Genomic DNA, 14,940 nt, shown 5'->3' with positions numbered 1-14,940 from the left:
CTTAAACTAATTTTTGATCGTTAATGATTTCACCTTTAGACATCGAAACTACTCGTGTTGCCTTCGACTTCCAATACTGATTTTTCGACGTAACGATAACAGTCCAACGGTTTTTCTTATCCATGATAAAGTCGATAATCTCTTTGGCAATCGGCTCATCCATAGTGTCGGTCGGATCTTCATAAAACAACACCAATGGCTTACGAACGATACTTCTTGCAATCAGAATTTTCTGCGCATTCGAAGAAGAAAATTGCTTTCCATCGGGAATAAGCATGGTATCTAAACCGTCGGGTAGCGACTTAATTAAGTCTTTCAATTTTACGGCTTCGATGGCGTATTTCAGATCGTCTTCTTTAATGTCTTTATCTCTAAAAGTAATGTTCTCTAAAATAGAACCTTCAAAAAACGTCTCGCGTTGTACTATCGTCTCAATACTATTTCGGTATTGTTGCAAATCGATTTTCTTATAGGTATCATCGTTGATGAATAAAGCACCGCCCGTTGGTCGTAAAATACCCGCCAATACGCGTATCAAGGTGGTTTTCCCAGAGCCGTTATTTCCTTCCAAGAAAATTTTCTCACCTTGATTAATCTGTAAATTTATGTCGCGAAGCGTGTCGACATCCGTTCCCGGGAAACGGAAATCCATGTCCTCAGCTTGTAACTGAATCTCGGTATAACAGGCGCTCACTTCATTTCGTTGTTGCTCTTCCATTTCCATATCGGTAACTTGTCCGATTTTTTCCACGGAAGTGAGTACATCGTAAAAAGTCTCCAAGCCAATAACAATCTTCTCCACAGAGCCGATAACAAGAAGAATAATGATCTCCGCTGCCACAAACTGTCCAATGTTCATTTGCATGTTCATAACCAGATATCCGCCTACCAACAACAAGCCTGCCGTGATTATGATTTTAAAAACAATAAGTTGGCTGTATTGCGACTGAATAACTTTAAAGTGTTTTTCGCGATACATGAGATACTCATCGGTGAGTTTATCGTTTTTTTCCATCGCAAAGCAAAAGTGCTGGTACTTCTTGAAACTATAGTTGTTTCGGGCAATTTCTTGCAACCAACCAGCAACTTTATACTTGTATTTCGATTCGTACATCGATGTGTTTAAACCGCGCTTGTATGAAAACTTAAAGATTAAATAGAGTAGGAGCGACAATAAAATGCCAAACAATAAAAAGTAAGGATGGTACAACGAAAGCAAAATCATACCAAAGGTAATCTGCAAAATGGCTGCCGAAAAGTCGAGCAACAGCTTTGAAATACCTTTCTGAATGGCCAACGTATCAAAAAAGCGGTTGGCCAGCTCTGGTGGATAAATCTTATAAATCTCAGTGAACTTGATTTTTGGCAAGCGCGCTGCAAATTCGAACGACGAGCGAATAAAAATCTTTTGCTGCAAATTTTCGGTAATACGCAACTGCATCAGCGACATGAGGCCGCCCAAAGCCACGCCAATCACTACAATTATAATCAATACGACCAGCGAAGCGCTCACGCGACCCGATTGTAAAAAATTGATGATGCTTTGAATACCGAGCGGCAATGAAAGCGAAATCAGACCGGCAATTATGGCATACGCAAAAATCTGAATCACGTCTTTGCGATCCAATTCAAGCATGCTGTATAATCTTTTTAAAGGCGTCATATTAATTCTGAATAGTATTAGTGATTAGATGGGTGTAAAATTCGGAAACCGACTTTCCGCTGTCTATGCTCGAAAGCGATTCCAAGTGTTCACTTAAAAAGTGTTGGTGGAGCGCACCTGAGATAACGGTCGATACCAAGCTTTCTGCAAACGGATAATTCGGATTAATTTCCTTGATAATCGAAACAATACGGGCATTCAATCGCTTGTAAATCAAAAAGAACCCTTCTTTATTCTCCTGATCTACTTCTTTGGTATGCATTACTTTTGAAAATTCGGCTATAATAATCCGACTCAAAATAGCTTCATTAATGTGCGCGGTATCGGTGTCGTCGAGAACTTTTTCGGTTACAATTCCAATGGCAATTTTGAGTCGCACACACGGATCCTCGATATTGTTGGTTGCAAATACCAAGCGATATTCTAAATACGACCAATACCAGCTTGCCAAGTACAGCAGCAATTTATGTTTGTTTTCAAAGTAACGATATACCGAACTCTCGTTAGATTTAATTCGTTCGCCTAACTTCTTAAACGTAAAATTTTCAAAACCAATTTCATCAATAAGCAAAATACTTTCGCGAATAAGGTTTTTCCCCAATTCCGAAGTCTCCGGATCTTTGACAAACGTTTTTTGATGTACCTGCAATCGGATATTTGATATAAGCTCTCGCATTCTCAAATTATTTAGCGCAAAATTAATAGTGTTACTATCGATTTGTCATAGTTTAACTTTTATTTATCGTTTTTTGGGCGTTCCGGCGGGTCGTTCCTCCGGCGCCGTCGGGCTATTCGCTTCAATTCAAACGCGTTGTTTTGCTTTTTGCAGCACAAGTTTCGGCTTCTGAGGTCGCCGGCACTTCTGCGCAAAAGCAGCAAACAACTTTGTTTTCATTTCCGCTGCTATCCCTAACGCAAAGTTGCAACTCGTATAAAAATGCGACTTAACATAGCATTCGACAAAAATTGGTTAACGGTTACACGTGTTTGTAGAAAAAAACTATTTAATAGTTAAATTTTGGTATTGTTTTTTTGATTTATAGTGTGAAATTTGTCTAAACACAAAATCAAAATATCATGAGTACAAACAACGATAGTGGACGAGTTATTACATTAGAAGAGGCTTGCCAGTACACGCACGCATATCAGTCTGCAAATCCTAATGCAATTTTCTCATATTATGTGAGTACAGAAAACTTAAATCTGATATTGCAACAATCAGGTTGTGTAGGCCTGCGCATTTACAATGGTTATAATTTGCAAAGTAAACAAAGCAATATTGTTTTAGTTGGGGTAGATGAAAAGGGAAATGATATGACAAATGGTGTTTTATTAGATGAATTTGTATCATGCCCTCCAAGCTGCCCAACTAGCAGTCCATTAATGAAAGATTAAAAAAATTGCAGAATATCTTTTTGTATTTAGCGTTATTAGCCGGAGTTCTTGATGTAGCCATGTTATTTTACGTTAAAAAAACGGCTATAAATTCAGGACCTTTTACACCATTTATTTGGTTAATAGGTTTTTCAACTTTTTACGAGTACTTTATTACGCATCTACTATATACAGACGCATACTACTGGTTTCAAATTTATCCGTTTTTAAGTTTTTTGGCAATTCATTACTTCTTTAATAATCTTTTGAAACCCAAATACCAAAAGCTCTTTAAGTGGCTTTTTATCGGTTTCATCGCTGTTTATATATGCTCGCTTTTTGTTTGGATCAATAAAAGCACCATGTATCTTGCTATGGCAATTAATAGAACATACATCACACTTTTCATCTTTTTATCTGTAGCATTGTGGTTCCGCAAATTAATGGACGATTTAAAAGATTGGAATCTTTGGCATAATCCTAATTTTTATTTCATCCTGTCGCTTACGCTCTACTATGCGAGTACCTTGTTTCTATTTCTTGCCAGTAACTTCATACTTAAAAGCTCCCTACAGTTTACCAGCTATTGGCAGATAAACGCTTTCGCTGGAATTTTCTTCAGACTTTTAATTGGTTTTGGTATATGGAAAATGAAGACGGACTAGTAATTTTCTTCTGGATTGGCACCTTAATCATGATTTCCATGACGCTAGGTGTTTTGCTAATTGCTTTAATTTACCAAAGAAAAGTTCTGAAAATCAGACAAGCCGAGTCTGAGAATTTACTACGTGTATCGCTCGAATCAGAAAAACGAGAACGCAAACGCATTGCAGAAGATTTCCACGATGGTGTTAGCGGCGATATGATTACCATACGCAACCACATCTCACAACTGGAAACAAAAATTCAAGATCAAGAAAGTCGTGCCGTTCTATTTGGGGTAAAAACATCGGTTGAAAACATGCTCGCCGAAGTGAAAGTAATCAGCTATAACCTAATGCCGCCTTTGCTTGATACACTCGGACTAGTGCCAACCCTAGAAGATTACTTCGAACGAATTAAAAAATGGAGTTTACTTACCATTCACACCGATTTTTATCAGCGCGATATTCCCGTTTCTGCCTCTAATTCCTACGAACTCTATCGAATCGTGCAAGAATTACTCGGAAACATGCTCAAATACGGCAATGTTACTGTGGTTCATTTCAGTATCAAGAAAATAGATTCCTTTCTGGAACTTGAAATCAAAGACAACGGTTCACCATTCGACTTTTTTGAAAATCTAAAAAAATCAAAAGGCATGGGACTTAAAAACATTCTTTCGCGAAGCAAACAAATCGGCGGTAAAATCAAACAAAGTTCCTCCGAAACCGGAAATGTAATTCAAATTCGTTTTCCAGCGAGCGAACACGAAAACTGATTTTTTGTAATCTGCTATTCATACTACTAAAAGAGCCCTTGTCGATTTCAGTAAGTATCATCTCCAAAAAATCCTTCATTTTAACGAATAAAAAAAGCGGTACTAAACCAAAGTACCGCTTTTTTTGTGGAGTCGCCGAGAATCGAACTCGGGTCCAAACAAGCAACCAAAAAACTTTCTACACGCTTATTTACCGCTTAGATTTTCGATGTTTGGCTTGGCCGGTAACCGCCACCGAACACTTAGCTTCTGTTACTTCGATGTCGCTTAGAAGCATCGCAACACCTAGGTTTATTTTTACGATTTACCTAAACCAAATGCCATAAACCAAGGCTTTTGAGGTAAATCCTGCTTTCCTACCTGGTAGGACGAGGCTAATCTTACTAAACTTCAGATTATGCAGCAAGAGCGTAGTTTCCTTCGCCGTATAAAAGTGTGAAGCCTTTTATTAACGAGAATTACTCCAGTTCTCGACGTGCTTATTTTCCAATTCAACTTGCTGTCAAAACCAGTCGACCCCAAGTAAATTCGAGCCTGCAAATATAGTGCCTCTTTCCGCAGTACGCAAGTTTATTCCCCAGCCTCGCCATCAATCGGATAGTTTCCAAATACCGAAGCTAATTTAAACGACTGATACGGCACCTTGCTGTATTTGTTAGACAACGCAATGATGCAAACCGAGTCTTTACGCAACGTCACATACGAACTCGTATTCCCGTGCCACCAGCCGTTGTGGTAAAACATTTTTTCTCCCGTCTTCCATTCATACAAACGAATTCCGATACCGTAATTACGCGTTCCGCGACTTTCGTAACTGTAACCGCGATAAATTTCTTGCTTGTCGGCATCCGTAAAAAAATCATCCGAATAAGTCGCCTTGTCAAACAGTAGCAAATCGCGCGGCGTCGAATAAATGTTTTTGTCGCCGTACGTATCGTCTAAATGATCGAAAGCCAAACGCATCCTATTTCCTTTATAGGATTGGCAAACGGCTTCTTTGTCTAAATCATCGGTCATAACAAACGAATGTTTCATTCCCAACGGCCCAAAAATATACTCTTGCATCAGTGCAGGGTAGCTCTTTTGTGTTACTTGCTCGGCTATTAGTGCCAACAAAACATAGTTGGTGTTGCAATACGCAAATCGCTTGCCAATCCCTCCTTGCAACGGAATCGAAAACTTGTTGAAAATAGCTAAAACATCGCTGTTCTTAACCCGATTGCGTTTATCCCAAATTTCCTTCTCATCACACAAATACGCATAATTAGCTAAACCACTCCGATGTGTTAACAAATGCCGAACGGTCATTCCTACATACGGAAATGGTTTTAAATACTTGGAAACATCGTCGTCGAGTTGTATTAAACCTTCGTTTTTTAAACGCATGATCAGTGCAGCCGTCAACACTTTAGAAATCGATGCAATATGTATAGGTGTCTCGGCTTTTATCGAATCCCGACGCTCAAAACTTCCACAACCTTTGTATGCTTCGTAAATTATCTGACCGTTCTTCGCTACTAAAAAAGCACCACTAACCTGATTAGACAACCAATATTTCTTAAAAAACTGATCAACAACAGCAGCTTTCTCTTGTTTATATTGTCTCGATAAAGTTCTGAATGCCACCTGAAAAGGTTGCTCATGATCCGAATTACTCAAACGATCACGTGCATCTCCAACACAACTAGTCACTAAAACTAGCATCAACAAAATTAAATACCTCATAGTACAGGGGAGTATTAGAGCAAATATAACAGTCGAACCGCACTATTCACAGCTACTCGTGTTAATTTATGAACCAATGCTGGTTGAAATATTTTAGCCATTGCTTGTGTTATGAAATAACGATGTTATATTTGTAACATATTAAATTACTTTAGTTAGTATTTTGTAAACTACAACGATTTCGTTAATTTTTTAAAAATACAGCAAAGTACTTTAAACAACAACAACACAACTGTAATGAATTTTGAATACTGCTATGAAATTCGGAATTATTAAAGAACGAAAATCGCCGCCAGACAGACGTGCAGTCTTTAGTCCCGCGGCGCTCACCCAGCTTCGAGAACGCTATCCCGAACTCGAATTTGCTGTAGAATCTTCCGATATTCGTGTTTTTACCGACGAAGAATACCGCAACGCCGGCTTCGAAGTAACAACCGATTTATCCGACTGCGATGTGCTCTTTGGCGTGAAAGAAATCCCTGTCGATAACCTGCTGCCAAACAAAAAGTACTTTTTCTTTTCTCATACCATCAAAAAGCAAGCGCACAACCGAAAATTGTTGCAAGCCGTTTTGCAAAAAGACATCGATTTATACGATCACGAAACGCTGGTAAATGCCGAAAATAAACGCTTAATCGGCTTTGGTCGGTACGCCGGAATCGTTGGTGCCTACAACGGTTTACGCGCTTTTGGCTTGAAATACGAGTTATTCGAACTGCCAAAAGCCGAGTCGCTTTCCTGCAAACAAGCACTCGAAGAACGCGTAAAGCGATTAGTTTTGCCAAACATTAAAATCGTACTCACCGGACACGGAAAAGTAGCAAACGGAATCGAAGAAGTCTTGCAAATGGCTAAGATTAAGAAAATTAGCGTTTCCGATTTCCTTACCAAACAGTACGACAAACCCGTGTACGTACAACTAGACGTAACCGATTACTACAAAAGAACCGATGGTAAAGACGCTACTAAAGCCGATTTTTACCAAAACCCAAAAATGTACACCTCTGATTTTGAGCGCTTTTCTAAAGTTGCTGATGTGTATATGGCCGGACACTTTCATGCGACACAAAATCCGGAAATTCTCAGCCGAGAGCTGCTCAACGCTCCTACAAATAAGATAAAAGTAGTTGCCGATGTGTCTTGCGATGTCGACGGCCCGATTGCTTGTACGATAAAAGCCAGCACCATTGCCGATCCGTTTTTTGGATACTTGCCTTACACTGGCGAAGAAGTCGATTACAGACATCCGGGTGCCATAACAGTCATGTCTATCGATAACTTGCCCTGCGAATTGCCCAAAGACGCCACCGAAGGTTTTGGCGAAATGTTCATCGAAAACATCATTCCCGCCTTTTTTAACAACGACATAGATGGTATCTTGGCGCGCGCGCAAATCACGGCTAAAGGTTCGTTAACACAGCGTTTTCAATATCTGCAAGATTACGTAGACGAAGGCTGTGCACTCGAAAAACACTAATAACACTTCAAAAGCCGACTTTCAAGTCGGTTTTTTTTATCAATTTCTTCAATCAAAATTTAAGTTAAGGAGAGCAAATTTCTGGAGTAATTTCTTTTAGAAGCTATTCCTGCTATTCGCTGCAAGTCCGCGGTTTGGCAAGGGTTTGCACAGCTTTTTTGTTTGGCTTCCATTGGTCGCCAACAAAATAGCGTGCGCACAACTCGCCAAACCTGTGGGCTTTTCGCTGCTATCAGGGCTATTTCACAATCGTTACCATTAAAAGATTGTTCACAAGCAATACGTGTAAACGTTTTCAAACTCGAATTATAGTTCCGAGAATTCTCTTCCATAATAAAGTATCATCGTACTTTTTCAGCAACTTGTTCTTTTCATAAAAACGAAAAAGACCGCCCCCAAAGCGATCTTTCTCTGAAATAAAGAATAAAAAACTACTTTTTTAGTAAGCGAGAGGTTAGGGTGCCGTTTTCAGTTTTAACTTCCACAAAATAAATACCAGCGGCATACGAACTCGTGGAGAAAACAGTTTCGGAATTGTTCGGTTGAAAAACCGCAAGCAACTGTCCGATTTGATTATAAATGTTGATGCTTTCAATGGTCTTGTCCGACATAATCGTAACTAAATCGGTCGTCGGATTTGGGAATAATTTGAAAACTTCATAATCAACAGCTTCAATACTCAAATTAGTAGTACAACTAACCGACTTAGTACGAAACGATGTGTCGGTTGCACAAAGTGAATTTTCATGCACAACGTATCGGATATTTCCGGAGTAATTTCCAGACAACCAAACTAATGGAGTTGTTCCTGAAGCTAATACAGCTGTATTATTTGCATTGGAAATGGTTATGAAATCTGTTGCAATCGTAGTCGAAAAAGTGTACTGACGGTTGGCCGAAGCAGTCAAAACCGAAAAATCTCCCGTAATAGCAAACTCTTCTACAATCTGACTCGTATTGTTACAAGTGGGTACTACCGTTTCCTGCGGATATTGAAAATAAAATGCCTGTGAACAATTCGTTGGAATCGGCGTTGTAAAACTGCCTCCGGCTACCCATGGCGATTTCGTCGCTCCACAGTTCGTTCGAACCCACCAATAATATGTTTTATTCGGCTCAATATTATTGCCAGCATAAAAAGCCGAATTCGAGTTTATGTTAAAACTAGGTGTAGTATTAATGGTCGGAGCAACGTTGTTCAAACGCACCAATACATCGAATGTATAACCTGAATCATTTTGTATCTGCCAGTTTAGCGTTGCACTAATCGGACCTAACTCGCTCACTTGTAAGTTAAACGGCGTTGGGCACGTGGTGTCGGCTGCTGTGGTAAAACTACTTGTCGATGTCCAGTTGCTAAAGTTCGCTCCGCAATTCGCACGGATCCAATAGTAGTAGGTAGTGCTCGCCGAAAGACTGGTGATGGTTTTCGTTAATCCCGTGGCCGTTTCTTGCGGCACGGTACTGGCGGTTGGCGGTACCGAACTGGTACTGTAATAAATTTGATATCCATTACTTGGAGTCGCGCTATTACTCCAATTTAGTGTCGCCGAATTAAACGTCACATTTGTTGGCGCAGTAACGCTTGGCGTCTGGCACGGACTAACCGGTGCTGGACAACTAATTGTAGTACTTCGCGGCGTTAAAGACACACCGCAGTTGTTGTTTGCATGAAGGTAGGCGCGTATTAATCCTCCCGTTGCTCCAACAACAATTTCCATGGGTGTTGTTCCTTCTATTAAAACTTGGGTTCCAGTATTGTTTGTTATTGTCCAATAATCTGTAGCTACAGAACTTGCTAAAACGTAAGTTGTATTTGCCGACAGATTAAATACCGAGTAAGATCCAGTAGATGTTACAGCGGCAAGGGTCTGCGGACTTCCCGTACAGCTTGGAGTTACTGTATTTGTAGGTATTTGTCCGTTTACTGCATTGGTACAAAAAGTTGTTGCCGTTGTTGTAAAACTACTTCCCGAACTCCAAACGCTAGTTAACGAGTCGCAGATGCTCTGTACCCAAAAATAATATGTTGTTTGTGGTGAAAGCGAACTTAAATCGACAATATTGGTAAATGTACTTCCGGTCGGTACCGTACTATCCGTTGGTGGAGTAGGAGAGGTACTCACGTAATACACGTAACTTTCCAAAATGGCACTTTGAGGTGCTGTCCAAGAAATGCTCGCTGAATTTGAAGTGACGTTCGCTGTCTGAAGACCAAAAGGCGTCGGGCACGTTGGAGTAGAAGGCGTTGTAAAGGATATTGATGGAGTCCAATCACCTAAGTACACAATACAATTCGACCGAATCCATGCATAATAGGTGGTATTGCCTTGCAAATTCAAAAGCGGATAGGTCGTAACCGAACTACTCGTATTTGCGAGAGGAGTAGCCGTTAACAATGGAGTTTCTGAGCTAGTGCTCAAATAAACGTCGTATCCGCCAATGGGCGTAACACTGGAAGCATCCCAATCCAAAACAGCCGAAGTTGACGTTACAGAACCTACACTCAATCCGGAAGGTGGCGCGCAGCTGCTTATTTCGTCCTGACAGCTCACATATCGGTATCTAATCTCGCTATTATCTACTCCGCAATTTGCACTGGAGTGTACATAAAATCGAACAAGCGAACCACTGGTATTGTATGAATTCCAATAAACTGTTCCTTGTCCGTGTGCGTAAATACTCATGTCTATTCCATTAAACGCGGCAACTGTAATGTAATCCGTTGGAATACTGCTTTTAAAAGCATACGTTTTATTTGGAAGAATCGTGATTTTCGCATAAAAACTTGGACTAATCGGCAAATTTGTAATTTGCTGAAATCCACCACCGCATGAAATTGCAATACTGCTTGAATTTATTTCTCCATCGGGCGCATTTACACATTTATAAGGCAAAGTACTGACCGGACCACTACTAATCCACGGTCCAAATTGGCCGTCGCAAATCGAACGAACCCAAAAATAATACGTAGTGTTTGCCTCTAATGAACCGTACGAAACTTCCGTAGAAAATGTTTCATTAGTTTCTAAGTTGCTCGTGGGCGGCGTATTGGTTTGCGAAATGTCGTATTCATATCCTAAAGAAGGCGTTGGTGTAACTGCATTCCAACGAAAACCTAACTTATCGCTGTGCCGAATGTAAACTTCAATGTATTGCGGTGAAATACAATTGCTAGTCGATTGGTTGAAGAGCACATTTTGTGTCGCAGGCTCTAAAGGCAACTCTGCGGCAACTGTATCGATTTCAATTTGATTGATTTCCGTTACTTGCGCAACAGCTTTCATGTGTATTGATAAGAGCAACAACACGGCATAAAAACTCAATTTCGTAAAAAAGTACTTGTTCCGCATAGGATAAAAGTTAGAGAATATAATTACCCAAAAGTAGTTTCTATACCTACCCGCAATCCTACCACATATTACATTTTTTTCACAACCACGCACGCGCCGTAAAAGCTACAACTGAATCCGGTACATTTGCCAGTAAGGTCTCAAGTACATGCGAATCATTTTTAATTGGTTTTGGTTTTTAATAACGAGTGTGTCTTTCGCTCAAACACTTCACTTTGAGGCTATATCCACAAATTTCGACCTTCCATCTAAAGAGTGTTACAATATTGTAAAAGACTCCAAAGGGTATTTGTGGTGGAGCAGCGAACAAGGTTTAAGTATGTTTAACGGTTCAAAAATCAAAGTTTTTAATCGACTAAACGGTCTAGAAGATAAGGCCTCGTACGCACTTGCCGAGGACACCCAAAACCGTCTTTGGATTTACGGTGCCAACCGCACGATTTATTTCCATAAAAACGGAAAAATTTATAAAGCTCCTTTCAGTGATTTCATTAAAGCTAAAACAAGTTCTTTCGAAACACCCTACAGTTTAGATGTTACAAACAAAGGCAAAACACTAGTTATCAACACCAATAAGAGCACTTTTGAAGTCGACCTTCAGACCTACAAAGTTTCATCCTTTTCAAATTACACCTCTTACAACTTTGTCGCTTTCCAAAAAACCAACGAAGCCATAACGCTCAAGTCGTCTTTTGCTCACAATCCCGCTTCGAAAAACTCCCGTACCGTGGGCATAGTTGATGAGAACAACAAACTAATTCAAACAATCGATCTCACTAAAAGCAGCAACGAATTAATCAGCTCCCGTCCTGTCGTTACCCAAAAAGGCAACAACACTTATTTTGCCATCGACACGTATTTGGTTGTTCTCACGGGTAAGTCCGTATCACTGATCAAGAAATTTCCGCAGCGAATCTTGTCGATTTCTATCGATAAGCAAAATAATTTTTGGGTTGGGATGCGAAAAAAAGGACTGTTTCTTTACAAAAATTCCGATCTCAATTCGATGCCTACGTGCGCTCTGGCTGACTTATCCGTGTCGGGCATTCTAGTTGACGAAAATCAGGAAGTTTGGTGTACTACTTTAGAAAAAGGTGTGTTTCGGTGCCGAAATGCAAATTTTAAATGGCTGTCTGGTAGTCCCGAAAATTCGCAAACTTATGAGATTTTAAAAACGGTTGGTAACCGCATGTTTACGGCAAATAATCCAAAATCGATTGTTGAACTAAACAACTACAAGCAAATTTCCTACAATATTCCCAGATCCTTTTCTGAGATGTTCCTAGATATCGTCCCACATAACAATAAATGGTATATCGCAAGTCACCAGTACATTGCTGTAACCGATTCTAAATTTTCAAAGATCAAACTGCTTCAAACCAATTCAGGTTCAAATCAAAATGCGCTTAGTTTACATTTGGTCGATAAACAGTTATACTTCTTAAACATCCGATTCCTCGGTAAAATAAAAGGCACAGCGCTCGACACCGTAGCAACATTTCCGTTTAAGATAAGAAGCGGCTGCCACTTTGAAGGAAACAAATGGTTATTGGCATCGTCTGATTTGTTGTGTATATTAGACAGTAAAACGGGCGAAACTAAGCAAATCGCTAAAATGCCCGACCCAGTTACCTGCGTGTACTCCGATTCTAAAAATCGATTCTGGATTGCAACAAAAGGAAGTGGTCTTTATAAATTTCAAAACAATTCCTTACAAAAATACGTGTGCAACGGCCTCGAAGATGCGCTATACATTTCCGATATAAAACAGTATCCCGACAAATTTCTGTGGCTTTCAACTCATACAGGTATTTACAGGTTCGATCCGGATAAACTGTTACCTCGTGTCGAAAAAATCAGCAAAGAACAAGGATTTATCAGCAACGAAATTTATAGCACGGCATTCAATCACGGACTCTACTATGCCGCAACTTCCGAAGGTTTGTGCAGTTTCACTCCAGAGATTTTTAAAACCAGAAAAACGAAACCCCTTCTCTACTTTTCCGAGTTGCTCATCGACGGTAAAAAGCAAAATTTAAACTCTTTGCAAAAAGAAGTTCCCTATGGCATCAGTACTTTGTATTTTAAATTCGATGTTGTCGATTATCAAAATTCAAACCGATTTTTGCGCTATCAACTATCGGGAACCCAATCTAAAAACCGCTTGTCTTCGACCGACTATATCTCGTTAGATAATTTAAAACCAGGCAAATATCAATTCAAAGTATGGGTTCCTGCTACTTCGCGAAACCAAGCGAGCCATGCACTAGTAATCGAGTTCGAAATAGCAAAGCCTTTTTGGCAGCAGCTCGGTTTCATCATTTTTTTTATTGTTCTCGGTTTGGTAGCAATCACGCTCTTATTTCGCTTTTTGTTGAACCGATACAAGCAGAAAGAACACGAAAAAACACAGCTTCACAAACTTATTGCAGAAAGCAAACTAGCTGCAATTCAGGCGCAAATGAATCCACATTTTATTTTTAATGCCATTAACGCCATTCAAAATTACGTGCTAAACAACGAATCGGATTTGGCATACGATTACCTAACGCAATTCAGCAAGCTAATTCGTAAGGTTTTGCAAAACAATCAATCGCGCTTGCTACCCATTTCCGATGAGCTGGAAACACTCAAATTGTACGTAATTTTAGAACAACTTCGGTTTGAACAAGCCTTTGAATATGATGTTATTATTGATAAAAATGTCGATATCTTCCAAACATTAATTCCACCGATGCTTATCCAACCGTACATCGAAAATGCAATTTGGCATGGAATTATGGCCAAGCCAAAGCAAACGAAAGGCCGTATTACTGTAGAATTTCTCACAACTACCGAAATGCTGCTTATCAAAATCAGCGATAACGGCGTGGGTCGCGAGGCATCACAGCAGCTAAAACGCAGTAACAATCACCAGTCTTTAGGCATGTCTATCTCCTCTGCACGACTCGAAATGGTACAACGATTGTACGAAACAAAAGCCATTTCTATTGAAGTTACCGACCTTAGCGAGAACGGTCAAATTAATGGTACGCTAGTGCAAATAAGTATTCCCGTTGAATTAACACTTGATTCCTGATGAGCAAGTTGCGTTGTTATATCGTTGATGATGAGAGAAGTGGCAGAGAGCTGCTCGGAAAATTATTAGTCTCGGTTTCCGATGCCGTCGAAATTGTTGGCACGGCTGCCGATATCGAACAGGCATTTAACGAACTGTCGGAAACGAAAATCGATTTGTTGTTTTTGGATATTCAAATGCCGAAGGGAAACGGTTTTTCGCTTTTGAAAAGGTTTGAAAATCAGTTGCCTTTCGATGTGATTTTTGTTACCAGCTATCAGGAATACGCCATCCAAGCCATAAAAAGCAGTGCTTTGGATTATCTATTGAAACCGGTCGATCGGCAGGAATTGTCCGAAGCATTGTTGCGAGCGCAAAATCTAATTCAATCGCGCGAAACCAGCAGACAGCAATTCGAAAATCTGTTTAAAAATCTAGAAAACGAAAGCAGCGCCAAAAAAATTGCCATTCACCATAACGATACGGTGGTATTTATTCCCGAAAATGAGATGGAGTTTATTGCGGCCGACGGGCGTTATTGCAGCATCAATACCAGCTCGGGCGCCACCTACACCACGGCGAGAAGTTTGAAAGAAATGGAAGAAATGCTTTCTAAAAATTATTTCATGCGAATTAGCCATTCGCAACTGGTTAATTGTCTGTATATCAAAAGTTACAGCAAAGGCGATCCGTGCTTTTTAGAACTCAATTCGGGGAAAACCTTCGAAATTTCACGGCGACGCAAACACGAAATCTTGCAAAAATTGAAAAGTCAGTAATTGTAAACTTGAGTTCGATTTAAAAATTGAGGTTAGAAAACAGATAAATGGTTGAATACAAGGCAGATTTGTTTTGGGATACTGTAGTATC

General features: G+C 39.9%; 10 protein-coding genes and 1 other RNA gene. 6 read left to right on the top strand and 5 right to left on the bottom strand.

Features of this window, described 5'->3' with window-relative positions:
• Position 1: 1 nt before the first annotated feature.
• Both CHX27_RS12560 and CHX27_RS12555 read right to left on the bottom strand, forming a co-directional pair.
• Entirely contained in the window at positions 2-1,663 is a 1,662-nt protein-coding gene (locus CHX27_RS12560) for a peptidase domain-containing ABC transporter (protein WP_094486901.1), read from the bottom strand.
• 1 nt (position 1,664) lies between these two features.
• Positions 1,665-2,339 carry a TetR/AcrR family transcriptional regulator gene (locus CHX27_RS12555; RefSeq protein WP_094486902.1) on the bottom strand — a complete coding sequence of 225 codons (675 nt, stop codon included), beginning with the start codon at positions 2,337-2,339 and terminating at the stop codon, positions 1,665-1,667.
• A gap of 401 nt (positions 2,340-2,740) precedes the next feature.
• On the opposite strand from CHX27_RS12555, the gene CHX27_RS12550 reads away from it, so the two are divergent.
• The 3 genes from CHX27_RS12550 to CHX27_RS12540 are packed head-to-tail and all read left to right on the top strand — an operon-like array spanning position 2,741 to position 4,457.
• Complete coding sequence (locus CHX27_RS12550; RefSeq protein WP_094486903.1) at positions 2,741-3,058, top strand: hypothetical protein; 318 nt, start codon at positions 2,741-2,743, stop codon at positions 3,056-3,058.
• A gap of 5 nt (positions 3,059-3,063) precedes the next feature.
• Positions 3,064-3,702, top strand: a complete 639-nt coding sequence (locus CHX27_RS12545; RefSeq protein ID WP_133063465.1) for a hypothetical protein — start codon at positions 3,064-3,066, stop codon at positions 3,700-3,702.
• The gene (locus tag CHX27_RS12540; protein WP_094486905.1) at positions 3,681-4,457 is read left to right on the top strand and encodes a sensor histidine kinase; all 777 of its coding nucleotides are present in this window, start codon (positions 3,681-3,683) and stop codon (positions 4,455-4,457) included. Before CHX27_RS12545 ends, CHX27_RS12540 begins: the two co-directional genes overlap by 22 nt.
• Before the next feature lie 124 nt (positions 4,458-4,581).
• Here the strand turns inward: CHX27_RS12540 and ssrA are convergent.
• Positions 4,582-4,977: a transfer-messenger RNA gene (ssrA, locus tag CHX27_RS12535) on the bottom strand.
• A 50-nt stretch (positions 4,978-5,027) separates the two neighbouring features.
• The gene (locus CHX27_RS12530) at positions 5,028-6,182 is read right to left on the bottom strand and encodes a serine hydrolase domain-containing protein (RefSeq protein ID WP_094486906.1); all 1,155 of its coding nucleotides are present in this window, start codon (positions 6,180-6,182) and stop codon (positions 5,028-5,030) included.
• A gap of 256 nt (positions 6,183-6,438) precedes the next feature.
• Between CHX27_RS12530 and CHX27_RS12525 the strand changes: the two genes are divergently transcribed.
• A complete protein-coding gene (locus CHX27_RS12525; protein WP_094486907.1) occupies positions 6,439-7,659 on the top strand; it encodes an NAD(P)-dependent oxidoreductase in 1,221 nt (406 codons plus the stop codon).
• A 431-nt stretch (positions 7,660-8,090) separates the two neighbouring features.
• Here the strand turns inward: CHX27_RS12525 and CHX27_RS12515 are convergent, their stop codons facing one another.
• Positions 8,091-11,012 carry a fibronectin type III domain-containing protein gene (locus CHX27_RS12515; protein ID WP_094486908.1) on the bottom strand — a complete coding sequence of 974 codons (2,922 nt, stop codon included), beginning with the start codon at positions 11,010-11,012 and terminating at the stop codon, positions 8,091-8,093.
• 148 nt (positions 11,013-11,160) lie between these two features.
• Here CHX27_RS12515 and CHX27_RS12510 point away from each other — a divergent pair, with 148 nt between their 5' ends.
• Both CHX27_RS12510 and CHX27_RS12505 read left to right on the top strand, forming a co-directional pair.
• On the top strand, positions 11,161-14,091 hold the full coding sequence (locus tag CHX27_RS12510; protein ID WP_094486909.1) for a sensor histidine kinase: 2,931 nt from the start codon (positions 11,161-11,163) through the stop codon (positions 14,089-14,091).
• Positions 14,091-14,849, top strand: coding sequence for a LytR/AlgR family response regulator transcription factor (locus tag CHX27_RS12505; protein ID WP_094486910.1), 759 nt, complete (start codon positions 14,091-14,093; stop codon positions 14,847-14,849). The genes CHX27_RS12510 and CHX27_RS12505 overlap by 1 nt, the downstream gene beginning before the upstream one ends.
• The last annotated feature ends 91 nt before the right edge of the window (positions 14,850-14,940 follow it).

Origin of the sequence: Flavobacterium aurantiibacter, assembly GCF_002251775.1 — a bacterium.
GTDB classification, from domain to species: Bacteria; Bacteroidota; Bacteroidia; order Flavobacteriales; family Flavobacteriaceae; genus Flavobacterium; species Flavobacterium aurantiibacter.
This window is presented reverse-complemented; position numbering and strand designations above follow the sequence as displayed.

Excerpts from the sequence above, each read along its gene's own strand:
- CHX27_RS12525 (WP_094486907.1), top strand. The coding sequence starts at position 6,439 with ATGAAATTCGGAATTATTAAAGAACGAAAATCGCCGCCAGACAGACGT.
- CHX27_RS12560 (WP_094486901.1), bottom strand. The coding sequence starts at position 1,663 with ATGACGCCTTTAAAAAGATTATACAGCATGCTTGAATTGGATCGCAAA.
- CHX27_RS12510 (WP_094486909.1), top strand. The coding sequence starts at position 11,161 with ATGCGAATCATTTTTAATTGGTTTTGGTTTTTAATAACGAGTGTGTCT.
- CHX27_RS12555 (WP_094486902.1), bottom strand. The coding sequence starts at position 2,339 with ATGCGAGAGCTTATATCAAATATCCGATTGCAGGTACATCAAAAAACG.
- CHX27_RS12530 (WP_094486906.1), bottom strand. The coding sequence starts at position 6,182 with ATGAGGTATTTAATTTTGTTGATGCTAGTTTTAGTGACTAGTTGTGTT.
- CHX27_RS12550 (WP_094486903.1), top strand. The coding sequence starts at position 2,741 with ATGAGTACAAACAACGATAGTGGACGAGTTATTACATTAGAAGAGGCT.
- CHX27_RS12505 (WP_094486910.1), top strand. The coding sequence starts at position 14,091 with ATGAGCAAGTTGCGTTGTTATATCGTTGATGATGAGAGAAGTGGCAGA.
- CHX27_RS12515 (WP_094486908.1), bottom strand. The coding sequence starts at position 11,012 with ATGCGGAACAAGTACTTTTTTACGAAATTGAGTTTTTATGCCGTGTTG.
- CHX27_RS12540 (WP_094486905.1), top strand. The coding sequence starts at position 3,681 with ATGGAAAATGAAGACGGACTAGTAATTTTCTTCTGGATTGGCACCTTA.